This window comes from Acinetobacter sp. JADD-222, from assembly GCF_049310645.1.
In genome coordinates this window covers 55,634-80,424 of sequence record NZ_JBMOWI010000001.1, presented here as the reverse complement: position 1 = coordinate 80,424, position 24,791 = coordinate 55,634, and the positions used below count along the sequence as shown (strand labels likewise).

Sequence of the window (24,791 nt, the reverse complement as noted above, 5' to 3'; positions counted from 1 at the left end):
ATGTAAAGAGAATGAAATGACCTATTGTTGTGCGTTAAGATTGGAACAAGGTTTAGTGTTTATTAGTGACACAAGAACCAATGCAGGAGTTGACCATATTTCTGTGTTCCGAAAACTGCATACTTTCGGCGTTACCGGAGAACGTTTTATTGCCTTGCAAACTGCAGGTAACTTAGCAACAACGCAAGCTGTTATAGGTCATTTGCAAAATGCCCTGACTTTGCAGCAAGAGCCTAATCTATATAGTGTTAATACGATGTTTGAGGCGGCTGAACTAATTGGCAAAACCTTAAAAACTGTTTTAGAGGATATTAGTTCGGACACCCAAGAACAAATGAATTATGCCTGTAGTATTTTGGTGGGTGGGCAGATTAAGGGTGGTGACATGCAACTTTATAATGTCTATCCACAAGGCAATTTCATTTGCGCAACTACAGATACACCTTATTTTCAAATAGGTGAAAGTAAATATGGAAAGCCTATTCTGGATCGAGCTTTATATTATGCAATGCCACTAGACGACGCATTACGTTGTAGCCTGATTTCTTTTGATTCGACTTTGCGTTCAAATGTTTCGGTTGGCTTACCACTTGATGCATTGGTATACATTAAAGATAGCTTTGTTATCCCCATGGGAAAACGAATAACCGAAGATGATCCTTATTTCTCACAGATTAGTAAACAATGGTCAGATACTCTTCGTCGGGGATTACAGGAAATGCCAAAGCCTACAGATGATTACTGGCGATAAATTTTGAATGTTTAAATAAAAAAATCCAAGCATGCTTGGATTTTTTTATATTTTATTATTTAAGTGCTTTTACGAGTGGGGCGATTACTTAAGCGACAGAGTAATTCATATCCTATCGTTCCGTTTGCATCCGCAACATCATCAACTAAGCGATGTGGACCCCAGAGTTCAACTGGAGTGCCTAATTTTACTTGCTTGCCTGTCACGTCGATTGCAATCATATCCATACTCACTCGCCCTACAACCGCACAGGGTTGTTTATCAATAGCGACATAGTTCGGTTTAATATAAGCTCGTGGATAACCATCACCGTAACCTATAGAAACAATTGCAATATCCATTGCTTGAGTGGCACAGAAAGTTGATCCATAACCGACATGTTCATTAGTTTGAATATGGTTGAGTGCAATTACTTCTGCTGAAAAAGTCATCACTGGTTTTAAGTCAAGATCATGGACTGTTTGATCTGCAAAAGGTGAGGCGCCGTAAAGCATGATACCCGGACGAACATAATCAAAATGTAACTCTGGCCATTTATAAATAGCAGCAGAATTACAGCAAGAAGCTAACACTGGATCACAAGCTTGTTTAACTTGTAGAAATTGTTGTTTTTGTTGCTCGTTAAGTGGATGGTCTACATCTGCATTTGCGAAATGCATTGCAAGTACACAAGTAAATCCTTCAGATTTTAAAGTCTTAATAACTTCAATAATTTCTGGATTTTTAAAACCTAACCGGTTCATCCCACTATTAAGTTTAACCCAGACTTTTAAACCTTGATTGATGTACGCTTGTTTGTGTTTAATCAACCATTCAAACTGTTGTTGATGGTGAATGATACATTCAAATTTTTGTTTAATTGCAATTGGCATTTCATCTTCAGAAAATACCCCTTCAATTAAAGTGACAGGTTGTTGAAATCCTAATTCACGAATTTCCAAACCTTCTTGTAGGCAGGCGACACCAAAGGCATCTGATGCATTTAAGGCTGCTAAACAGTCTTTGATTCCATGTCCATAAGCATTGGCTTTTACCATACTTACAATTTTTGAATTTGTTGCGAGTTGTTTGACACGGTTTAAGTTATATTGAAGTGCATTGCGGTCAATATAAACTGTTGCTTGGCGCACCCTCATTTACTCCTTTGGGCTAGAGATAGAGCTTATTCTTCATCATCATATTGGCTGTAATACTCAGGAGAGAGATTACTAAATCGAGTATATTGACCTTCAAAAGCAAGACGAACTGAACCAATTGGACCGTTACGCTGCTTACCAATAATAATTTCTGCAGTGCCGGCCTCTTTTGACTCTTTGTTATAAACCTCATCACGGTAAATAAACATAATTAAGTCGGCATCCTGCTCGATCGCACCGGATTCACGTAAGTCGGACATTACAGGGCGTTTATTTGGACGGTTTTCCAGACTTCGGTTAAGCTGAGAAAGTGCAATAACAGGACATTGCATCTCTTTCGCCAATGCTTTTAAGCTACGAGAAATTTCTGAGATCTCGCCTACACGGTTATCACCCATGCCCGGGACTTTCATGAGCTGCAAGTAATCGACCATGATACAACCGATTTTACCATCATGCATTTTGGCAACACGACGAGCACGGGCACGAAGTTCAGTTGGAGGTAGGGCAGATGAGTCATCAATATATAGATGCATTTGTTGAAGCTGCAAAATTGTGCCAGTCACCTTGGTCCATTCATCTGCATCGAGGTTACCAGAGCGTAAATGTCCTTGATGGACTTTACCCATTGCGGAAATAAGACGCATCGCAATAGAGTCTGCTGGCATCTCCATTGAAAAGACCAGAGCAGGTAACTTGTTATATTGCAAAACACTCTCAACCAAATTCATGGCAAAAGTAGTTTTACCCATTGATGGGCGTGCAGCAACGATAATTAAGTCACCAGGTTGCATACCAGATGTTTTATTATCAAGTTCTAAGAAGCCAGTCGTTAAACCTGTAATATTGCCATCTAATTTTGAAAGCTCATCAAGCTTACTAATTACGTCTGCGGTAACAGAACTAATAGATTTAGGACCAGCATCTTTTTTATTGTTATTGTGCTGTTCTGCTAATGAGAAAATACTTGTTTCAGCTAAGTCTAAAATTTCACTTACACCGCGGCCTTTCGTGTCATAAGCATTTTGCAAAATTTCAGTACTAACTTTAATCATGCTACGAAGCGTAGAAAACTCTTTAATTTTAGTGGCATAAGTTTCTAAGTTATAGAAACTTGAAGGTGAGTCAGCCATGAGCTGCATTAAATATTCTTCGCCACCGATAGCATCAAGTAAATTTTGTTTTAAGAGCCAGTCATTTACTAAGACAGCATCATAGGGTGAGTTTTCTTGTGCTAATTTCTCGATTGCACGAAAAATATATTTATGGCGAGTCGCGTAAAAATCATTTTCTTTGAGTACATCATTAACTTGTTCGAAAGATTCTGCAACTGTCATCAGGGCAGCTAGAACAGCTTGTTCAATAGCTAAATTGTGTGGGGGAGTGCGAAACTCTTTAAGTTGGCCTGATTCACTCGTTTTATTTTCTGTTGGAGATGAAAGCGCTAAAGAAGTGGCATTCGCCTGAGACATAATTAGACCTGATGATAAAGAAATGTGTACACAAAGAGGCTGTAAAGCCGAGAACTATCTTAAAACAAAATTAAATAAACTACCTAATTAAAAAACCAATTAAACTGAAGAACTGATCAGGAATTAATATATCTTATTTTAAAATTTGAAACATAAAAAAAGAGCATGCAAAAGCATGCTCTTTTTTTTGATGAGAAATTACTCAGATACGATAGTAACGAGAACTTCTGCAACAACATCATGGTGCAATTGGATTGCGATGTTGAATTCACCAGTGTGACGAAGCGCGCCATTTGGTAAACGAACTTCTGCACGGTCAACTGTAAGACCAGCATTCGTTAATGCGTCAGCGATGTCACGAGTACCGATAGAACCGAAGAGTTTACCTTCGTCACCAGCTTTAGCAGTGATAACGATGTTAACTTCGTTCAATTGTTCAGCACGTGCTTGAGCAGCAGCTAAAACTTCAGCTTCTTGCTTCTCAAGTTCAGCGCGACGAGCTTCAAAAGCAGCAGTGTTAGCTTCAGTAGCTGCAACTGCTTTACCTTGAGGGATAAGGAAGTTACGGCCGTAACCAGCTTTAACTGATACTTTATCGCCTAATTTACCAAGGTTCTTAATGCGTTGTAATAAGATAACGTCCACAGATCACCTCACTTATGGTTGTCAGTGTACGGAATCAAAGACAAATAGCGAGCTTGTTTGATAGCAAGTGCTAATTGACGTTGATAACGAGCTTTAGTACCAGTGATACGGCTAGGAACAATCTTGCCGTTTTCAGTGATGTACTGTTTTAAAGTGTCGATATCTTTGTAGTCGATGTACGCAACATTCTCAGCTGTAAAGCGGCAGAACTTGCGACGACGGTAAAAACGTGCCATTGATGTTCTCCTTATTCAGCTTCTTGAGCAACTTGCTGTGCTTCTTCGCGTTGAGCTTTACGCGCACGCTTTTCTTCAGCACTCTTAGCAAGCAATGACTCTTCAGTGATTGCGTGTTCACGACGGATGATAAGGTTACGAATGATCGCGTCGTTATAACGGAATAATTCTTCTAACTCATCAAGCGTAGTTTGACCACATTCAACATTCATAAGAATGTAGTGCGCTTTGTGAATTTTGTTAATTGGGTAAGCCAATTGACGACGGCCCCAATCTTCTAAACGGTGAATTTGACCTTCAGCTTCTTTGATCTGAGAGATATAGCGTTCAACCATACCTACAACTTGATCGCTTTGGTCTGGGTGTACCAAAAGTACGATTTCGTAATGACGCATTGTCAGCTCCTTACGGTTTAAACAGCCCCTAATAAAAAAAATTAGAAGCAAGGAGTCATAACTTAATAAGTTATGTCGCAAAAATTGCGAAGGCTGAATTATAGGTAAAAGTTCGACTAAAAACAAATCTTTTGATCAGAAAAGTAAAACTTCTTTACTATAAAGAGGAAATCCTCTCTTGTTTAAAAGAGAGGAAGATTTGGAGCAGGGGATTGATAGGTAAAGCTAAAGCTCAAACTTAACAGGGTAATTAATATGACCGAGTACAGGAAAAAACGTTTAGCCCACAATTGATCATTTACGGCTTTAAATCCAATAACTGATAAATATAACCAATATGCAGTCAAAGCATTAAAGGTAATTAAAAAGAATACATTGGTATAGCCAAAACAATATAACCCATTTAAAACAGCTGCAAATAATAGGATATAGATTACACATTCAATTTTCGTACGATAAATAGAACGTGCTACAGGCAAAATTGGAATTCCCGCATTTTTGTAATCATCAAAACGATAAATTGCAATTGCCCAAGAGTGAGGCATTTGCCATAAAGCGTATGCTAAAAACAAAAGCAAGGCTGCCACATCAAATTGATGAGTTACTGCTGTATAACCAATAACAGGAGGGCTCGCTCCGGAGATACTACCAATGACGGTTTGATGGATTGAAGTACGTTTGGTCCACAAGCTATAAAAACCGACATAGACAATAAAACCAATCATTGCAAACAAAAATGCATAACCATTTACACCGAACCACAAAATGCTAAAACCAATTACTCCAAGCACTAATGCATATATCAGCGCAACAGTAGGAGAGATTGTTTTTTTAACAAGTGCACGGTTTTGAGTGCGCTGCATCTTTGTATCAATATCTTGATCTATAACATTATTAACCACACAACCAGAAGCCACAACTAAAGTTGTTCCAAGTAGGGTGAGAAGTAATAATAAGATGTCTATAGAGCCTTGGGCGGCTAAGAAAAAGCCGCCCAAGGTGGTAATGAAATTACCGAAGAGAATTCCTGGTTTAGTCAGGAATAGATATTTTCTCAACATGACAATCAGTTTAGATCATCATATTGTAGTGAAGGTAATTCATAATCCACACAGAACCGATTAAAAGTACGGCGATACATAGGATTGTGTAGATGAATGCAATCATATTCCAACGTTGTTCAGATGATGTATTCATGTGTAGGAAGTACACAAGTTGTACAAGAACCTGAGCAACCGCAGTGATTGCAATCACTGTAACTAAAAGACCACGACTGAAACCACCCGCCATCACCATCCCGAAAGGGATGATGGTGAGGATAACAGAAAGGATAAATCCAACAGTGTATTGCTTAAAGTTACCGTGTGACGCACCAGCAGCATTATGCTCATGACTACTCATTAGAGAACTCCCAGTAAGTAAACGACGCTGAATACACAGATCCAAACGATGTCAAGGAAGTGCCAGAACAAGCTTAAGCAAGCAAGACGACGTGTATTCGGTAAAGTCAAACCTTTAGTTTTGATTTGATACATTAATACTAGCATCCACACTAAACCAGAAGTTACGTGGATACCGTGTGTACCAACCAAAGTAAAGAACGATGATAAGAATGCACTGTGAGTTGGACCATGGCCTTCATGTACAAGGTGATGGAATTCATAGACTTCCATTCCAATGAACGATGCACCAAAAAGGAATGTAATAAATAACCAAGTGATAACTTGATTTACATTCTTTTTATAAGATGCAAGTACAGCAAAACCAAAGGTTACCGATGAAATCAATAAGGCAAATGTTTCAGTTAACACGAAGCCTAATGAGTCATGGAATAGGTCATATGCGCTTGGAGTGCCTGCTGGAACATGACTGCTTAATACAGCGAACGCAATGAAGAGTGATCCGAAAAGAATCAAGTCACTCATCAAGTATGTCCAGAAACCAAAAACCGTTAAGTCGGTATCATCATGTTCATGATGACCGTCATGGCCGTGGTTGTCGTGATGAAGTACTTCAGCCATTTCCTTAGTCCTTCTTCAAGTGTTTTTCAAGTAAAGCATAGCGTTCGTTTTCAATACGCTCAACTTCAGCAGCAGGAACGTAGTAGTCAACATTCTTAGTGAATGAGCTTACGATCAAGCTAACAACAGCTGCAACGAATGAAACAACAACGAGCCACCAAATATGCCAGATGAGTGCAAAGCCAAGAAGAGTAATGAACATTGCAATGACAAAACCAGCAGCACGATCAGTCGGCATGTGGATGTCTTCATATTTAGTGTTACGTGCGTATGCTACACCATTTTCTTTGTCAGTCCAGAAACGGTCGATACCGCTTGCATCTGGTTCATGTGCAAAGTTGTAGAATGGAGCAGGGGAAGAGGTCGCCCATTCAAGCGTACGAGCATCCCATGGATCGCCAGTAAGGTCCATGTTGTCTTTGCGTTGTAAGAAACCAACGATGATTTGCATTAAGAAACATGCAATACCAATCGCAACAAGAACAGCACCAAATAATGCAATCGCAAGGTACGGATCCCATTCAGGGTTGTCATATGTATTCAAACGACGAGTCATACCCATGAAACCAAGGATATAAAGTGGCATGAATGCAAAATAGAAACCAAAGAACCAGAACCAGAACGCAGCTTTACCCCATGCTTCGTTGAGCTTCCAACCAAACATTTTTGGCCAGTAGTAAATGATGCCGGCAAACATACCAAACACCACACCACCGATAATTACGTTATGGAAGTGAGCGATCAAGAATAATGAGTTGTGTACCAAGAAGTCCGCAGGTGGAACAGCCATAAGTACACCAGTTAAACCACCGATACCGAATGTTACAAGGAAGCCAAGCGTCCATAACATTGGAGTAGTAAAGGTGATGCGACCTTTATACATGGTGAATAACCAAGAGAAGATTTTAACACCAGTAGGAATCGCAATAACCATGGTCATGATACCGAAGAACGCGTTAACGTTCGCACCAGCACCCATGGTGAAGAAGTGGTGAAGCCATACAACAAACGCAAGAACAGTAATCGCGATAGTTGCATACACCATAGACTTGTAACCGAACAACGCTTTACGAGAGAAGGTTGCAACGATTTCTGAGTATAGACCAAATGCTGGTAATACCAAGATATATACTTCAGGGTGACCCCATGTCCAGATCAAGTTCACATAAAGCATTGGGCTACCGCCAAGCTCATTTGTGAAGAAATGGAAGCCGAAGTAACGGTCTAGAGTAAGCATTGCAAGTGTACCTGTTAATACAGGGAATGATGCAATGATTAATACAGCCGTACAAAGTGAAGTCCACGTGAAAATAGGCATGTCCATTAATTTCATGCCCGGTGCACGCATTTTGATGATGGTAACGAAGAAGTTAACACCAGATAAAAGCGTACCTAGACCAGAAACCTGAAGTGCCCAGATATAGTAGTCGACACCTACACCAGGAGAATATTGAATGCCAGATAGAGGAGGGTAAGCCATCCAACCAGTCGCAGCAAATTCACCTAACACAAGTGAAAGCATCATCAAACCAGCAGCACCAGCGAATAACCAGAAGCTTAAAGAGTTCAATAATGGGAAAGCAACGTCGCGAGCACCAATCTGTAAAGGTACAGAGATGTTCATCATACCTACAACGAGACCCATTGCTACGAAGAAGATCATGATTACACCGTGTGCGGTGAAGATCTGGTCATAGTGGTCAGGATGTAGATAACCTTCGCCGCCGCCTTTAGCGAGGAAAAGTTGTAAACGCATCATGATCGCATCGGCGAAACCACGCAGAAGCATGACAACAGATACGATGATATACATGATACCAATCTTTTTATGGTCTACCGTAATAAACCACTCATTCCACAAATATCCCCATTTTTTGAAATAGGTGATACCGCCAAGCACTGCAATTGCACCAATTGCCATAAGGACCATGGTGACAAGTACGATTGGCTCTGTCGGGATAGAGTCCCAACCCAGTTTACCAAAAATCATATCCATGTCTTATTCCCCTTGAGCAGCATGTTCAGCTGCAGCATGAGTGTCAGCTGTTGCGTGTTCAGCAGAGTGGTCAACACCATGATAGTTACTCATATAGTGGTTGATAATTGTTTCAAACAATTTAGGCTCAACAGTAGAGTAATAAGTCACAGGGTGTGGCTTAGTCGGGAACGGTTTCATAGCTTCAGCTTCAGCAACTGCTTTTTCATCACCAGCAGCTTTAGCACGATTTACTAAATGCTCGATCTGATGCTTAGAACGGTTACCATCACGTAAGGTTGCCAATTCAGCTTGGTCAAGCGTAGTTTTTTGAACTGCTTCTGGGTTAATGGTTGAACCATTACCTGCTTTAACCGCTGCTACCCATTCGTTGAATTGTTGCTCTGTAACACTATGCGCCTTGAAACGCATTTGAGAGAAACCGTAACCTGAGTAGTTAGAAGAGAAACCACGATATACACCAGTTTCATTTGCTAACAAATGAAGGTGAGTTTGCATACCTGCCATTGCATAAATCTGGCCGCCTAACTGTGGAATGAAGAATGAGTTCATTGTAAAGTTAGAAGTGATTTTAAAGCTTAACGGAGTTTTTTCAGGGAAACGTACTTCGTTAACTGTTGCAATGTTTTGTTCAGGATAAATAAAGATCCACTTAAACTGTTCAGCAATAACTTGAATAGTTAAAGGTGCTTTATCTGATTCTAAAGGACGGTATGGGTCATACTTGTGGGAACCCCACCAAGTTAACCAAGCTAAAATACCAATAATAATGACAGGGATACCCCATACTACAACTTCAATTGCAGTTGAGTGTGCCCATGTAGGTTTATAGTCTGCATCTTTATTTGACGCGCGATATTTCCAACCAAACCATAATGCCATGATGATTGAAGGAATCACCACAAGTAACATTAAATAGATCGCAGTCATCATAAGGTCACTTTGACCTTGACCAACTGGACCTTTAGAGTTTAGAAGTACCATATCACCACCACACCCAGTCAAAAGTGCGGCAAGCGTTGATAAAGACAATACAGCTAAAATCGTTTGTCTCATTTTACAACCTCGGTGAAGAGTCCCATTCCCTAATTAAATATGGGATAGCGATTAAAGTGTCGCATGATTGAGAACGCTAATCCTTAAATTTAGACTTCTCAATTATATGACACCGCTACGTTGTAGGGCATTATGCCTCATATCGACAAACTAAGCTATACATAAAGTAGGCTGAAATAATTGTTTTAAAACCCGATTTTTTTTGTAGGGTATCTAATTTCAATAGAGCTTTTATTTAAATATCAACTCACTATAGAAAAAAGGAGGCAGGGTGCCTCCTCTTTTTTTAGACATTAAATGAATGAGTCATTCACTATCATTTGATCACTTTTGTTCTTGCAATTTTGTCATGTAAAGCTTGTCGCTTTTGTCCTAATGCAAAAGCATAGTCAATAATTGTACTGATCGGCATAAACAGTAAGTTTAATATGATAAAAACAATACTTCTTAATAAGAAGATGCGAGTTAAATTAACCTTGCTATTGTCCTCAGCATCTACAATTTTAATTCCAACGATTTTCTTACCTATACTCTGACCAAACTTTGTTAAAAGAACGGCTTGAATTGCAAGCATAATTACGACGTAAAGAAGCATTGAATGCCAAGCTTCTATTGGAATTAAAGTAAAAAGTTGCTGTTGCAATTCTGCAGCTTTAGTCGATGCGACTTCGGCAGATTGCATCTGTTTTTGCAACTCGAATAATTGCTTATATTGAGCTTCATTAAAGAAAAAAGAAGGAATTGCAGCGATTGGTAACCAAAGCAATAAATCAATAATTTTTGCTAAAGCCCGAGCCGGAATAGACGCAAGTTCATGAACTTTAGGTTCTACACGAATTTGACGAATAGTTTCATTAGTTGATGTATTCGTATTTATTGTAGGTACAGAATAACCGATAGGTTGATATACAAGTTTACCTTGGGTTAATTCTCCTAAAGCTTTCCATTCTGTCATGCCTTCATGCCAAGCTAAATCAGTTAACAAAATTTGTTGGCTAGCCAACATTTGATTTACTTGTTCTAAAGTATAAGGCCCAGCTTGTTGATTATTACGTGCCAAGTAAATTTGCATAAATAAAAATTCTCTATTCTAAAGATGAAAAAAGACCCACGGATGGGCCTTTTTTTATAACATATTAGATTTGCTTGATTTTTTCTTCAGCAAGGAAGAACCATGTATCTAAAACTGAGTCTGGGTTAAGAGAGACAGATTCAATACCTTGTTCCATTAACCATTTTGCAAGATCTGGATGGTCTGAAGGACCCTGACCGCAGATACCTACATATTTACCTGCTTTACGGCAGGCATGGATTGCCATTGAAAGAAGAGCTTTAACAGCTGCATCACGTTCATCAAATAAGTGTGAAACAATACCTGAGTCACGGTCAAGGCCTAACGTTAACTGAGTTAAGTCATTAGAACCAATAGAGAAACCATCGAAGTGCTCTAAGAATTGTTCAGCTAACAGAGCGTTAGTTGGTAATTCGCACATCATGATTACTTTTAAGCCGTTCTCGCCACGTTTTAAGCCATTTTGTGCAAGTAATTCAATAACACGTTTCGCTTCAGATACTGTGCGTACAAAAGGAATCATGATTTGAATATTGGTTAGACCCATTTCATCACGAACTTTCTTAAGTGCGCGGCATTCTAATTCAAAACAATCACGGAAGTTATCAGATACATAACGGCTTGCACCACGGAAACCGAGCATTGGGTTTTCTTCTTCAGGCTCGTATAACTTACCACCAATTAAGTTTGCGTATTCGTTTGACTTGAAGTCAGACATACGAACGATCACTGGCTTGTCTCCAAATGCAGCAGCAAGAGTCGCAATACCTTCAACCAATTTTTCAACATAGAAATCTACAGGTGAAGCATAACCTGCTGTACGAGTTAAAACCGCAGCACGAGTTTCACGAGGTAGGCTGTCAATGTTGAGTAGGGCTTTAGGGTGCACACCGATCATACGGTTAATGATGAACTCAAGACGAGCAAGGCCAATACCTTCATTTGGAATTTGAGCAAAGTCAAATGCACGGTCAGGGTTACCTACGTTCATCATAATTTTGAACGAAAGCTTAGGCATAGATTCGATTGAGTTGCGTTGAACTTCAAAATCTAAAGCACCTTCGTAAATGAAACCTGTATCACCTTCAGCACAAGAAACAGTTACTTCCTGACCATCAGTTAATACTTCTGTTGCGTTACCACAACCTACAATCGCTGGTACACCAAGTTCACGTGCAATAATTGCTGCGTGACATGTACGACCACCACGGTTAGTGATAATTGCAGCAGCACGTTTCATTACCGGTTCCCAGTCAGGATCGGTCATATCAGATACAAGAACGTCGCCTTCTTGAACTTTGTCCATTTCTTTAATTGAGTTAACAATACGGACTTTACCAGAACCAATACGTTGACCAATTGAACGACCTTCACAAAGAACAGTACCTCTTTGTTTGAGAAGGTAGCGCTCCATAGTACCTACATTTTGGCGGCTTTTTACAGTTTCAGGACGAGCTTGAACAATATAAATTTGACCGTCATCACCGTCTTTTGCCCATTCGATGTCCATTGGCGCACCGTAATGCTGCTCAATGATAAGCGCTTGTTTAGCTAACTCTTGTAACTCATGGTCATTTAAAGCGAATTGTTGACGGTCTTGTTTTTCAACATCAACAACAACAACAGATTTACCCGCAGAACCTTCTTCACCATAAATCATTTTTTGGTGTTTAGAGCCAAGGTTGCGACGTAAAACAGAATGTCTTCCTGCATTTAATAATGGTTTAGATAAGTAAAACTCATCTGGGTTAACGGCACCTTGTACAACCATTTCACCTAAACCGTAAGATGCAGTAATAAATACAACATCACGGAAACCAGATTCTGTATCAAGTGTAAACATTACACCCGCAGCGCCAGTTTCAGAACGAACCATACGCTGAACACCCGCTGAAAGTGCAACGATGTCATGATCAAAACCTTGATGCACACGGTAAGAAATTGCACGGTCATTATATAAAGAAGCAAACACTTCTTTAATCGCAATAAGTACGTTATCAATACCGCGAATATTCAAGAAAGTTTCTTGTTGACCCGCGAAAGAAGCATCTGGTAAATCTTCAGCAGTTGCAGATGAACGAACGGCAACCGCGATGTCAGGGTTGCCGTTAGAAAGTGCTGTAAAAGCGGCGCGAATTTCTTGTTCTAAGGTTGCAGTGAGTGGAGTCTCTACAATCCATTGACGAATTTTTGCACCTGTTTCTGCAAGAGCATTTACATCATCGACGTTGAGTTGAGCAAGTTCTGCTTGAATTCGAGCGTTAAGACCACTTTGGTCTAAGAACTCACGATAGGCAGCAGCAGTAGTTGCAAAGCCACCAGGTACCGATACACCAGCATTTGATAAATGGCTGATCATTTCACCCAAAGATGAGTTTTTCCCACCTACGAGTTCGACATCGTGTTTCCCTAATTTTTCTAGACCGATTACGCGCGCTTCCAAAGTTTTCACTCCACTTTTGCAGTATTAATGTCTATCTTGGCATGAAATTATAAAAATAAAGTGCTTAGTTGAGAATTATACTAAGCGACAGTCATGTAAGATCAGTTTACTATAAAGATTATATAGCACTAAGACAAATGTTTAAGGAGAATTTTAATGTCAGAAAGTAAACAATTTAAGCGGAGTGTTTTTTTTATTTCTGATGGAACTGCAATTACTGCCGAGACTCTTGGACATTCGTTATTAGCACAATTTCCCAATGTAGATTTTGATATTCACATCATGCCGTATATTACAACTGAAGAGGCGGCAATGGATGTGGTGGTTGAGATTAATCGATGCCAAACCAAAGACGGTTGCCTACCTTTAGTATTTGATACTTTAGTCGATCCGCATGTACGAGAGATTATTAATACGGCTAAAGCGGTTAATCTGGATGTGTTTGAAGGTTTAATTAGTAAGCTTGAACAAGAGCTTGGAACACCACCAACAACATTGGTCGGACAGACTCATGCGGTAACCGATTCTGAATATTATAAAGCCCGTATCGATGCTGTTCATTTTGCGCTTGATAATGATGATGGGGCACGTACTCGTCATTATGATAAAGCGGATTTAATCTTAATTGGAGTTTCCCGTTCGGGTAAAACACCGACTTCTATTTACTTATCTCTTCAATTCGGTATTCGCGTTGCAAACTATCCATTAACTGAAGAAGATTTAGATGATAACCGTTTACCAGCAGTATTAAGAGCTCATCGTAATAAGTTATTTGGTTTGATGATTGATGCTGAGCGTTTGGTCGCAATTCGTAGTGAACGTAAAGCGAATAGCCGTTATGCAAGTTTTAGCCAATGCCAAATGGAGCTAAGAGCAATTGAAGGGATTTATATTTCAGAAGGCATTAAATATTTAAACGTGACCGAAATGTCGATTGAAGAGATTTCAACTCGTATTTTGCAAATGACGGGATTAAAACGTCGTATTGGTTAAGTTAATCAATTGTTTATTTTAACCATTCAATTTTTGTATATTAATTTATAGATAAGTTGAATGGTTTTTTAATATATATCACATACAAAAATTAAAGTTTTATATATAAAACTAAATATTATTAAATAGTTTTTATTGGTTATAAGCCCGTAGTTATTTTGAAACTCATTTGTAAATTTAAATAACACTATTGAAAAGAAGTGTATGTTTTTTATTGTGCTGAAAAATAGTAATTCTTTATTTTTTATAAATATTTTTTAAAAGCATTCATGAAAAATCCACAATTTATAAAATGTTAAATAGATCACACTTTTTTGGTGTTGTGTGATTAGTTTTTGATTTTAATTATAATTTCCCACCTCGATATGGGACTATCCGATTATCAAAATGCTAAAAAAATGTGTTTTTTCATTGGCATATATCTTGCCTCTTAATTTATATGCTGCTCAAGTAGATGAATTGCGAGAGCAAGCTATTCACACTTATAAAGCTGGACAAACTCAACAAGCAATATTGCAACTAGATCAATTGCTAAATAAATACCCGCATGACCAAAAATTACTAGCTGATTATTTAGTTGTCATGTCAAGTGAAAAAAGAGATTTATTAACCTTTTCTCAGCATTTAGCAAATGTTAATTATGTGAATTTTCCAGAATATGGGCAGCTACCATTAATACGTAATTTTCGTGATTTTAAACACTTTAAAGATGCAATTGAGTGGTCGAATAAATTTAATATTCAAAAGACATCTGACGGGCAGATTTTATTAGCGGTTCTATATGCTGAGGCTAAAGACCCTGTAAATGCTAAGGTGCATTTATCTGGTATTAAGAGTAAAAATCTTACAGCAGATCAATTTGTTCAAATTGCTTATGCATATCGACTCATTAATTCACCTGTAGATGCTTTATCTGCAATCGAGCAAGCTTATCAACAGCAACCAAAATCTTTTGCGGTTTTGCAAGAATATAGTTACGACTTGGCGGCTGTAGGCGCTTATAAAAAAGCTCAGCAGTTGCTGCTTGCCAGCGATAAAAATACGCAAACAGAATCGTTACAACACTGGTTAAAAGTCAGCGAGTTTTCTCAACGTGTAAATAACGCAATTACTCGCTATAAATATTTGAATCGGGAAGGCATGTCGGACAGTGAAGGCTTTGCCGAGCTTGATGCTGTGTTGAAACAAGGTGAACAAATACAGCCTTTGATTCAACCGTCAGACCCTAATTATTTAAGATTTCATTATGACTATTTGTATGCTTTGGACTTTCGTGGGCGTAGCCGTACGGTATTAGATGAATTTACTAAATTAAATGTACCGTTAGAAAAGCTACCGGCTTATGTACGTCATGCGATTGCTGATAGTTATTTAGCTGAAAAACAACCCAAGCAGGCTGAACTCGCTTTTAAAACCTTACTTACCGAAAAAAACTACTCAGATATGACGGTATATACGGGGCTTTATTATTCTTATATTGAACAAGAAAAATATAAACAAGCTGAACAACTTTTAAGTGAGGTTGATCGTTTAATCCCTACGTATAAATATAGCCAAGCCAAAGGAGTAGATAAATCAAGCCATCCTGATCGTGATGATTATATCGCTTTACAAGGCATGCATTTAGCTTATGCAAATCATTTGGATAAATCAGAAAAGCATTTTCAAAAACAAGTAGATCTTGCACCTGCTAATGAAGGTTTAATTAACAACCTTGCTCGTGTTGAGCGCTGGAGAGATAAACCGTTACAAGCAAAGCAAACAATTGCTCGTTTAAATGGTTTAACACCCGTTGCTAAAGATACACGTATTAATCAAATGCAAAATGCTCAGGCTTTAGGAGATATTCCTGAATGGCGCAAAAGTACAGAAAGTCTTTTGCAATATTATCCTGAAGATAGCGGTGTAGTTAAAAGTCGAAAAGAGTTGGATGATCGTGATAGAGCAACCATCTCGCACTCAACGACTTGGGGCCAGAGTAAAGCAGAAAATAGCGATTCTGTGAGTGGGCAAAATGGCTTAAAAGATCGAGAAATGGAAACTCGTATTAATAGCCCTTGGATTAAAGATAATTATCGTCTATTTGCTTGGCATCAAGATCGTTACGGTGAATACCGTTTTGGTGATGTGCATGACCAACGTTACGGTGTTGGTGCTGAGTGGCAAGCAAACCGTAAGGCATTGTCGGCAATTTTGTCGCAAAGTACAGATGGTGGCCAAGCAGGTGTTCGTCTTGATTGGTCGCAATGGTTAAACGACCACTGGCAATATCAATTGCAATATGACAGTCAGGCTAATATTCCATTACAAGCAATTGATGCTGGTGAGGATGGACAAGCTTACCGCGCCGCTTTGACATGGCAAAAAGATGAGTCACGCCAAATTGGGGCAAGTTATGGCTTAACCGATATAAGCGACGGTAATAAACAACAAGAATTTTCGACCTTTTGGCGTGAGCGATTATTTGATGCGCCTCATCATATTACCTATGGAACGGTACGTGGATTTTATGGCAGCAATAGCCAAGATGAGACCGCTTACTTTAGCCCAAGTAATCATTACAGTGCTGAGTTGAATTTAAGTCATGACTGGGTCACTTGGCGAGAATACGAACGCTCATTTAAACAGCATTTTGAAGCTGGAGTCGGGCTTTATAAACAAGCAGATTACTCAGCTCGACCAACATATTCTTTGCAATATCAACATCAATGGCAGCTCTCACGGACTTGGCAACTTAATTATGGAGTTGGTTGGCAATACCATCCATACGATGGCCATGATGAACAACATACCTACGGTATTTTTGGATTTGAAGGGCGTTTTTAATGAATAATATGAAGTCAAAGATGTTGAGCTGTGTGTTTGCTTCAACATTATTACCCGTACAATTGTCCTATGCCCACATTGAAACTGAATTACCAAAAAATCATACGGTTTCTTTAACTTTTCATGATGTACGAGATGACGTGTTAAAGGAAGGTGATCGTGATATTTATGCGATTCAGACCAATAATCTGGCACAGTTTCTCGATTGGCTTAGCCAGTCGGACTGGAAACCGATTCGTCTAAAAGACATTGAAGAGGCACGTAAGCAAGGTAAAGAATTACCTCATAACTCTATTCTACTGACCTTTGATGATGGTGCTTTAAGTAGCTATAGCCGAGTATTTCCTTTACTGAAGCAATATAAAATTCCAGCAGTTTTTGCTCTTCCAACAAGTTGGTTAAATGGTAATACAAAAGCGGGTTATGAAGCCTATGGTCAAGGTAACTTGGTGAACTGGGCTCAAGTTCGTGAAATGCAAGCATCTGGGTTAGCCGAGTTTGCAAGCCATAGCGATGATTTACATCATGGGGTATTAGCCAATCCTCAAGGCAATGAGCAACCTGCTGCGACTTCTTATTCTTATTTAAAATCGCAATCACGTTATGAAACCGATGCGGAATATCAACAACGTATTTTGCAGGATTTAAAAAAATCTTATGCAGTTTTGAAAAAAGAAGTAGGGGTTAATCCTAAAGCAATTATTTGGCCTTATGGCGCCGTGAATGAGCAGTTAGAGAAGCTGGCACAACAGGCTGGTTTTCAGTTCTCATTCAGTTTAGGACGTGATGGTATGAATCGCGTGAGTGACTCAACTTTTAAGCGTAGCTTAGTCATTGATAACCCTACAGCCGAACAACTGACAGAAGGCATGTTAAATATTCTGAATTTCGAAGAGTCAGATTTATTTAAGCAATCGCGTCATTTTGTGAGTATGGATTTAAAGCACTTAGCAGCGCAACAAAACTCTCAGACTGATGAAAAATTAGGGCAGTTGTTATCAAAACTGTATAGCTTAAAAAACAATGCTTTAATCTTAAAGCCTTTAGAAGACAAAGATGGAGATGGGCAATATGATGTTGCCTATTTCCCTACAGATAAAATGTCTGTTCAACAAGATATTTTAAACCGTAGTTTATGGCAGGCTCAAACTCGCGCAGGTCAATCTGTAATATTAGAATTACCTGCTTATCCGCGAAAAGATAGACCATTTTTAGCTGTAGATTTGGCTAAAGATATTGCGCGTTTTAACAGTAATTTAAGTGGTGTTCAGCTTAATGCAGGATCATCTTTAAATTGCGCAATGCAAAAAATAACCGTGCAAGAAAGCAGTTGCATTGAACAATCAAAACAGCTGGAACAACTGAGTGAACTGACTAAAGAAGCGGTCAAACCTTATTTAAATATGAGTAATCAGGCACAGTTTAGTTTATTGCTTACACCTGATTTAGATCATGTGGAAAATCTACCTGAGCTTATAAAAACACTTTTAATGCAACATGACTTAGTCAATTTGAAGTTTGATGTGATTGGTAAGAAAAAACAATTTAATCAGTTGTTAACGCTATTAAATACACTTGATGAAAATGATAAGCAAAGAATAATGCTGACTTTAGTATTACCAGAAAATTCGCAAAAAAATGCTTGGGAAGATGTTCAGCAAGGACTCTTTTCTATTCAGCGAGTAGGAATCCAGAAATTCGGTATTGATGGCTATGACTTTGAAAAATCAAAAGATGTTCATCAGTACTTATATAATCCGCTTAGTCTGAATGCTAGCCCTGTGATGTATCAGCCTTTTGCTGGATTGGTAGAGGGGAAAAAGTAATGAGGGTATTACTCGATATTCTGTTTGCTTTTGCCTTTTTATATCCCTTACTGATGGCTTGGACATGGATGGTAGGGGGACTTTGGTTTTTCTTTAAAAGAGAATACCGCGAACAAGCGCTTCCTGAACCGACAGGTGAAGGATGCAGTATCATCATTCCGTGTTTTAACGAAGAAGCGCAAGTACGCCAAACAATTCGTTATGCGTTACAAACCAAATATCCTAATTTTGAAGTCATTGCTGTTAATGACGGAAGTAGTGATAGGACCGCCGAAATTCTAGATGAATTGTCAGCGCAAGATTCACGACTTCGGGTTGTACACTTAGCAGAAAATCAGGGTAAGGCCGTAGCTTTAAGATCGGGAGTACTGGTTAGTAAATACGAATATCTTGTTTGTATCGATGGAGATGCGTTGTTGCATCCGCATGCGGTACTTTGGTTAATGCAACCATTTATTAACTTCCCGCGAATTGGTGCTGTAACTGGTAATCCACGAATTTTAAACCGATCTAGTATTTTAGGAAAATTACAAGTTGGTGAGTTTTCTTCGATTATTGGTTTGATTAAACGTGCACAACGTACATATGGTCGTATTTTTACCGTATCTGGTGTGATTGCAGCATTTCGTAAAACTGCACTCGCTCGAGTCGGGTTTTGGTCAGACGATAAAATTACCGAAGATATTGATATTTCATGGAAGTTACAGCTCGACCATTGGGATATTCAGTATATTCCACAAGCCCTTTGTTATATCTATATGCCTGAGACATTTAAAGGTCTATGGAAACAGCGTCTTCGCTGGGCGCAAGGTGGGGTAGAGGTTCTTATAGAATATATTCCACAAATGTTCAAACTGCGTGTTCGAAGAATGTGGCCGGTCATGATTGAGGCGCTAGTCAGTATTATCTGGTCTTATGTGATGATCATGATCTTCACGCTATTTTTTGTTGGATTATTTGTTGAACTGCCTCAGCAATGGCAGATCAAAACGCTTATGCCACAGTGGTACGGTGTAATACTAGGCGGAACGTGTTTGATCCAGTTTTTAGTGAGTTTGTGGATTGATCATCGTTATGACCGAGGGCGTTTTTTTAGAAATTACTTTTGGGTGATTTGGTACCCGTTATTTTTCTGGCTACTGACTTTGTTTACAAGTGTTGTCGCGGTACCAAAAACTTTATTTAACACAAAAAAACGTGCCCGTTGGATAAGTCCAGATCGAGGCTTCCGTGGAGATAACCCATGAAACTTGAGGAAAATAAGGATATAGAGACTTTAGATATCCCTGAATATATTGATCAGCCGGAATATGTCAAAAATAAAACAGCAAACTATACATTACAAACCATTGGCTGGATTTGTTTAATGTGGCTGCTTTTCCCATTGGTTTCACTGTTTTTATGGGTTTTTGAAGGTCACTTAATTTATGATTACGTCTGGGTAGACCACTTATCAGAAGTTAAGACCTTATTACATTTAGCATTAATGATCGGAATTAGCGCGCTTATTTTAATTTTATGGGCAAGTTATAACTGGATTAGGTTTAGTGGTGAGGACCGACGTGCTAAGGCACCTAATAGTTCTGTAGAATTATTAGCGGCCCAATTTTCAGTTACTTCCGACATGCTAAATGATTTGCAAGAAAAACAGCGCATCATTTTGCATTACGATGATCATGGTAATTTGCAAAAATATGAGTAAATAAAAAAGCATGGCCTAAAACCATGCTTTTTTTTACTTTTATGGCATTGCTCTGATAATAATATCAACGGGTTGTTCTATACCATCCATGCTGTGAATAGATCTATTGGTAATTTTAACAATTGGCCATGTTTGCAATTTACAGTTGGGTTTTTGAAGTGCTGCATAATAACTGTCGGATTTAAAAAATACTTTTTTGGTGGTTGCAGTATTGGGAGTCAAAAGACGCTTAAGCCATGGTTCGTTTACTTGAGTTTCTAGAAACCGCAATGCCAGAATGCTCTTAACACGATTGTTAAATAACCTGCGGTTTTTGATAATAAGTGGGTGAGTAATTAACTTATGTGTACCCATCTGACTATGGGGCAAAATAAAATGAGGGGTGATTTGGAAGACAGTCACAAATTTTGCTTGCTGGCAGATTTTTTCAAGATGAGTCACGCTATCTTGATTTGTACCAATAATCGCGACAGATGAATGTGAAAAGTCAAACTCTTTAATTGATGTTGAGGAAATCACTTGACCAGTAAAATCTTCGAAATCTTGAGAGATATTCTGAAAAATCACTGATTTTGAAGTGTTATTTTTAATATTAATACTCATTTTCCAAAAATCCTTTTGGTTTTTAAATCATGATGTTTTTATCGTTTTAATATAAATAACCAAGCAGGCAGTTGGGGTAAAGTCTTTTCAGATAGATGGTCATCCCATACTCGAAATCAATTCAAGTATGGGAGCTTAAAGTAGAGTTTAATGTTCTGTTTTTACATTCATGAGTTGTGTAAAGCTTTCTAAACGTTTAGCTGTATCGTATACATCGCATGTAAAAATAAATTCATCAACATCGTATGTCGCTAATAAATTTTGTAAGCCAGAGCGAACCGTATCTACAGAACCAATTTGCGCCATTGCATAGAAGTTTTCGACAGAAAGTTGTTCTGCTGTATTCCATAATCCCTGCATTGATTCAACTGGTGGTTTCAGCTTCAAGCTTTCACCACGGATTAAACCTAATACGCGTTGGTAAGCACTAGTTGCTAAAAATTGTGCTTCTTCATCTGTATCTGCAACAACAACAGGCACACCCATTGAAACATACGGCTTATCTAGGTACTCAGAAGGTTCAAAGTTCTCCCGATAAAGTTGAATCGCTTGACCTAACATACGTGGTGCAAAATGTGATGCAAATGAGTAAGGAAGTCCAAGTTTTGCCGCGAGTTGTGCACTAAATAGGCTAGATCCAAGTAACCAAACAGGAACATGGGTGCTTTGCCCTGGTGTTGCAATAATTTTTTGTCCTGCTTGAGGTACATCGAAATATTTTAAGATTTCGGCAACATCTCGAGGAAACTGATCTTCTGTTTCTTGATGGCCACGACGTAAAGCTCGCATGGTGAGTTGATCTGTACCGGGAGCACGGCCTAAACCAAGTTCAATACGATTTGGATATAAAGTAGCAAGCGTCCCGAACTGTTCTGCGACAACTAAAGGGGCATGGTTAGGAAGCATAATTCCCCCTGAACCTAAGCGAATATGCTGTGTATGTGCTGCAATAAAACCGAGTAAGACAGCGGTAGCTGAACTTGCGATTCCATCCATGTTGTGATGTTCAGCAAGCCAGAAACGTTCATAACCTAGTTTTTCTGCATGTTGTGCCAATTCTAATGCGTGACGTAATGAGAATTCGATGGTTTTATCATTACGAATAGGAGCAAGTTCCAAAATAGAGAACTTGGTATCTTGAAGTGATCGCATGCGATATTCTCGAATAAGGATATATCGAAATAATACGATATATAGGGTGTGATGTATATCGTTTTTTTTCGATATTAATTTATAGCTATAAATAAAAAAGCACCCGAAGGTGCTCTTTTGATTTATCTGTGAATTAGCGGTTTTTATACCATCCACGGTGTAAGCCATTGTCATGGCGACGGCTACCACCTTTATAATAACGACGGTCACCATCGTAATATCTGCGGTCATCACGATCGTAACGATCACGGTCATAACGGTCATCGTAGTTACGATCTTCAGCAACTTTACGACCTAATGCAGAACCACCAGCTGCACCTACTGCTGCACCGATGTATCCACCGTTGGTGCCGCCCATATTTTTGCCGACTGTATAACCAGCACCACCACCTAAAGCACCACCAATTGCAGCTTCTGTACGATTACGACGATCACTTGCTGCAGCTGCACCACCAGCCCCACCTAAAGCAGCACCGATTGTTGCACCTGAGGTACCACCAATACTTTTACCAATTGCAGTACCCACTACACTACCTAAAGCAGAGGTTGCGGCAACACGTGTACCATTGTCAGCATGTGCAACTGTTACCATTGAAGATGTTGCAATTAATGCACTAGCCAACCAAATATTCATTTTCATCGTAGAACTCCATGTCCTTTTTACTCGAAGGACAGTTATCTTTATCTTGAGGTAAATGTAATAAAAAATTTCGTGATAATTATGGAGATGCCAAACGGAGATACGAGTGTTTTGTGTCGGTTTGTAGTGTTTGTATTAATTTGTGGATAAACCATGAGCATACGGAATATGAGCGTATAGCTTCATCACAATAAAAAAAGCACCCGAAGGTGCTTAAATATCTGTTTGTCAAATTTGATTAGTGATGACGACGGTGTTTTTTCTTCCAGTGTTTAGAAGATTTAGTTGTATAGCGGTCTTTAGAAATTTTATTACCTAAAGCAGAACCACCCGCAGCACCTAAAGCAGCACCGACATAACCACCATTTGTACCGCCCATGCTTTTACCAACGGTATAACCAGCACCACCACCTAAAGCACCGCCAATCGCTGATTCAGTACGGTGACGACGGTCGCTTGCAACAGCTGCACCACCAGCACCGCCTAAAGCAGCACCAATTGTTGCGCCAGATGTACCGCCCATGCTTTTACCAATTGCAGTACCTGCTACGCTACCTAAAGCAGAAGCGGCTGCTACATGTGTTGTATTGTCAGCATGTGCCACAGTAACCATTGAAGTTGCTAGAACAGCGCTACATAACCAAGCATTTAATTTCATTTTTGACTCCGTGTCCCTAGTTGCAGGACCCTATATCTTTTGTTACGGCAAATGTAACAAAACACTTCTCCTCAAATATGGAGAACCATCTTTTGATTATTGCAGTTTAGTGTCTGGTTTGTATGTTTTCTATTAAAATAGAATATTTAATACTCATATAGATAAATTAAGCTTTATTTAGTTTTAACGGGGTTACTCATGATCAGAACATAGAAAATTTATTAAAGCTCTTGTCGCAGACGACATATGTTTATGTTGTGCGTACAGTAAAGAAAAGGGCCGTGTGTGACCTGCATAACCCTCAAGTACGGGCTGCAATTTTCCTTGTCGGATCTTTTCATTAACAATAAAGCTATAACTCTGACATATTCCTAATCCACTTTCAGCAAGAGAAACTACTCCCAAAATATCTTCTTTTATTAAAATCCGATTTGATGGTATCCATTGAATTTCATTATCACCATTTTTAAAAAACCATGGAGTAACCTTACCCGTGCTCGGTAATTCAAAGGCAATACATTGGTGATGGTTTAAGTCTTCCAAAGTTTGAGGAACACCCATACGTTTTAAATAATCGGGTGAAGCAACAAGTTGAAGAGGGGCAAGCTCCAAAGGTCTGGCAATGAGAGTGCTACTAGGAAGCTGACCTTGACGAATAGCTAAATCAAATCCTTCAGCAATTAAATCGACGTTTCGATTAGAAATACTGACTTCAATTTGAATATCTGGATATTGCAAAAGAAATTTTTGTAGTAATTCTGGAAGGCGATAGTGTCCATAGGTGGTGGGTACGCTTAATTTAATTTTACCGGAAATTTGCAGTTGCTTACCTTGAATAGCACGCTCTGCATGGTCAATTAACTGAAATGCATGTTGCATCTTTTCATAATAAAGTTGACCAGCTTCAGTCAGGCTCAAATGACGAGTTGTTCTTCTAAAAAACTGAATGCCAAGTTTTTTCTCTAGCCGCGTAATTGTTCTACTAATGACTGAAGGAGTTGTTGCTAAATAAATTGCAGCTGCACTAATAGAAAGCTTCTCAGCCACAATTAAAAACACTTCAATATCGGCAAGATGGTCAAATTGGCGAGACATTTTGTCCTCAAACGCAAAAAAGATTTGTAAAAGTGGTTGTTTATCTACCTGATTGGCAAAAATAGAATATATC

At 38.9% G+C, this 24,791-nt stretch carries 23 protein-coding genes; 6 read left to right on the top strand and 17 right to left on the bottom strand.

What is annotated here, in order from left to right:
* Positions 1–16 precede the first annotated feature (16 nt).
* Positions 17–751, top strand: coding sequence for a proteasome-type protease (locus tag ACO6UW_RS00355; RefSeq protein WP_002119721.1), 735 nt, complete (start codon positions 17–19; stop codon positions 749–751).
* Positions 752–810: 59 nt separating this feature from the next.
* Here ACO6UW_RS00355 and alr read toward each other — a convergent pair whose 3' ends face one another.
* The 12 genes from alr to ppsA all read right to left on the bottom strand — a co-directional run bounded on the left by alr (position 811) and on the right by ppsA (position 13,232).
* A complete protein-coding gene (gene alr, locus ACO6UW_RS00350; RefSeq protein WP_081037823.1) occupies positions 811–1,881 on the bottom strand; it encodes an alanine racemase in 1,071 nt (356 codons plus the stop codon).
* A 32-nt stretch (positions 1,882–1,913) separates the two neighbouring features.
* Positions 1,914–3,359 (bottom strand): replicative DNA helicase, encoded by a 1,446-nt coding sequence (dnaB, locus tag ACO6UW_RS00345; protein WP_057061914.1) that lies wholly within the window; start codon positions 3,357–3,359, stop codon positions 1,914–1,916.
* Positions 3,360–3,557: 198 nt separating this feature from the next.
* The gene (gene rplI / locus ACO6UW_RS00340; RefSeq protein WP_000382591.1) at positions 3,558–4,004 is read right to left on the bottom strand and encodes a 50S ribosomal protein L9; all 447 of its coding nucleotides are present in this window, start codon (positions 4,002–4,004) and stop codon (positions 3,558–3,560) included.
* 8 nt (positions 4,005–4,012) lie between these two features.
* Entirely contained in the window at positions 4,013–4,240 is a 228-nt protein-coding gene (rpsR, locus tag ACO6UW_RS00335; RefSeq protein WP_000090661.1) for a 30S ribosomal protein S18, read from the bottom strand.
* An 11-nt stretch (positions 4,241–4,251) separates the two neighbouring features.
* Entirely contained in the window at positions 4,252–4,635 is a 384-nt protein-coding gene (rpsF, locus tag ACO6UW_RS00330; protein ID WP_002119610.1) for a 30S ribosomal protein S6, read from the bottom strand.
* Between the two features lie 182 nt (positions 4,636–4,817).
* On the bottom strand, positions 4,818–5,696 hold the full coding sequence (cyoE, locus tag ACO6UW_RS00325; RefSeq protein WP_005073589.1) for a heme o synthase: 879 nt from the start codon (positions 5,694–5,696) through the stop codon (positions 4,818–4,820).
* A gap of 10 nt (positions 5,697–5,706) precedes the next feature.
* Positions 5,707–6,036: a cytochrome o ubiquinol oxidase subunit IV gene (locus tag ACO6UW_RS00320; RefSeq protein ID WP_000094534.1), complete on the bottom strand. Its 330-nt coding sequence runs from the start codon at positions 6,034–6,036 to the stop codon at positions 5,707–5,709.
* On the bottom strand, positions 6,036–6,656 hold the full coding sequence (cyoC, locus tag ACO6UW_RS00315) for a cytochrome o ubiquinol oxidase subunit III (protein WP_002119759.1): 621 nt from the start codon (positions 6,654–6,656) through the stop codon (positions 6,036–6,038). The genes ACO6UW_RS00320 and cyoC overlap by 1 nt, the downstream gene beginning before the upstream one ends.
* A 4-nt stretch (positions 6,657–6,660) precedes the next feature.
* Entirely contained in the window at positions 6,661–8,652 is a 1,992-nt protein-coding gene (gene cyoB, locus ACO6UW_RS00310) for a cytochrome o ubiquinol oxidase subunit I (RefSeq protein ID WP_005068497.1), read from the bottom strand.
* 3 nt (positions 8,653–8,655) lie between these two features.
* On the bottom strand, positions 8,656–9,708 hold the full coding sequence (cyoA, locus tag ACO6UW_RS00305) for a ubiquinol oxidase subunit II (RefSeq protein ID WP_002119579.1): 1,053 nt from the start codon (positions 9,706–9,708) through the stop codon (positions 8,656–8,658).
* 316 nt (positions 9,709–10,024) lie between these two features.
* Positions 10,025–10,780 (bottom strand): RDD family protein, encoded by a 756-nt coding sequence (locus ACO6UW_RS00300; RefSeq protein WP_002119677.1) that lies wholly within the window; start codon positions 10,778–10,780, stop codon positions 10,025–10,027.
* Between the two features lie 64 nt (positions 10,781–10,844).
* On the bottom strand, positions 10,845–13,232 hold the full coding sequence (gene ppsA, locus ACO6UW_RS00295) for a phosphoenolpyruvate synthase (RefSeq protein WP_005803576.1): 2,388 nt from the start codon (positions 13,230–13,232) through the stop codon (positions 10,845–10,847).
* 147 nt (positions 13,233–13,379) lie between these two features.
* On the opposite strand from ppsA, the gene ppsR reads away from it, so the two are divergent.
* The 5 genes from ppsR (at position 13,380) to pgaD (ending at position 20,570) form a co-directional block, all read left to right on the top strand.
* The gene (gene ppsR / locus ACO6UW_RS00290; protein WP_016145814.1) at positions 13,380–14,216 is read left to right on the top strand and encodes a posphoenolpyruvate synthetase regulatory kinase/phosphorylase PpsR; all 837 of its coding nucleotides are present in this window, start codon (positions 13,380–13,382) and stop codon (positions 14,214–14,216) included.
* 387 nt (positions 14,217–14,603) lie between these two features.
* Entirely contained in the window at positions 14,604–17,042 is a 2,439-nt protein-coding gene (gene pgaA / locus ACO6UW_RS00285; RefSeq protein WP_065387963.1) for a poly-beta-1,6 N-acetyl-D-glucosamine export porin PgaA, read from the top strand.
* Positions 17,042–18,868 carry a poly-beta-1,6-N-acetyl-D-glucosamine N-deacetylase PgaB gene (pgaB, locus tag ACO6UW_RS00280; protein ID WP_057061912.1) on the top strand — a complete coding sequence of 609 codons (1,827 nt, stop codon included), beginning with the start codon at positions 17,042–17,044 and terminating at the stop codon, positions 18,866–18,868. Before pgaA ends, pgaB begins: the two co-directional genes overlap by 1 nt.
* Complete coding sequence (gene pgaC, locus ACO6UW_RS00275; protein WP_057061911.1) at positions 18,868–20,115, top strand: poly-beta-1,6-N-acetyl-D-glucosamine synthase; 1,248 nt, start codon at positions 18,868–18,870, stop codon at positions 20,113–20,115. Before pgaB ends, pgaC begins: the two co-directional genes overlap by 1 nt.
* On the top strand, positions 20,112–20,570 hold the full coding sequence (pgaD, locus tag ACO6UW_RS00270; RefSeq protein ID WP_005073598.1) for a poly-beta-1,6-N-acetyl-D-glucosamine biosynthesis protein PgaD: 459 nt from the start codon (positions 20,112–20,114) through the stop codon (positions 20,568–20,570). The genes pgaC and pgaD overlap by 4 nt, the downstream gene beginning before the upstream one ends.
* Before the next feature lie 39 nt (positions 20,571–20,609).
* Here the strand turns inward: pgaD and ACO6UW_RS00265 are convergent, their stop codons facing one another.
* From ACO6UW_RS00265 to ACO6UW_RS00245, 5 genes are all read right to left on the bottom strand, one after another.
* On the bottom strand, positions 20,610–21,173 hold the full coding sequence (locus ACO6UW_RS00265; RefSeq protein WP_002119689.1) for a hypothetical protein: 564 nt from the start codon (positions 21,171–21,173) through the stop codon (positions 20,610–20,612).
* Between the two features lie 147 nt (positions 21,174–21,320).
* Complete coding sequence (locus ACO6UW_RS00260; protein ID WP_057061910.1) at positions 21,321–22,325, bottom strand: LLM class flavin-dependent oxidoreductase; 1,005 nt, start codon at positions 22,323–22,325, stop codon at positions 21,321–21,323.
* 133 nt (positions 22,326–22,458) lie between these two features.
* The gene (locus ACO6UW_RS00255; protein WP_002119687.1) at positions 22,459–22,965 is read right to left on the bottom strand and encodes a hypothetical protein; all 507 of its coding nucleotides are present in this window, start codon (positions 22,963–22,965) and stop codon (positions 22,459–22,461) included.
* A gap of 238 nt (positions 22,966–23,203) precedes the next feature.
* Positions 23,204–23,623 (bottom strand): glycine zipper domain-containing protein, encoded by a 420-nt coding sequence (locus tag ACO6UW_RS00250; protein ID WP_057061909.1) that lies wholly within the window; start codon positions 23,621–23,623, stop codon positions 23,204–23,206.
* A gap of 192 nt (positions 23,624–23,815) precedes the next feature.
* Positions 23,816–24,718 (bottom strand): LysR family transcriptional regulator, encoded by a 903-nt coding sequence (locus ACO6UW_RS00245; protein WP_019767593.1) that lies wholly within the window; start codon positions 24,716–24,718, stop codon positions 23,816–23,818.
* Positions 24,719–24,791 lie beyond the last annotated feature (73 nt).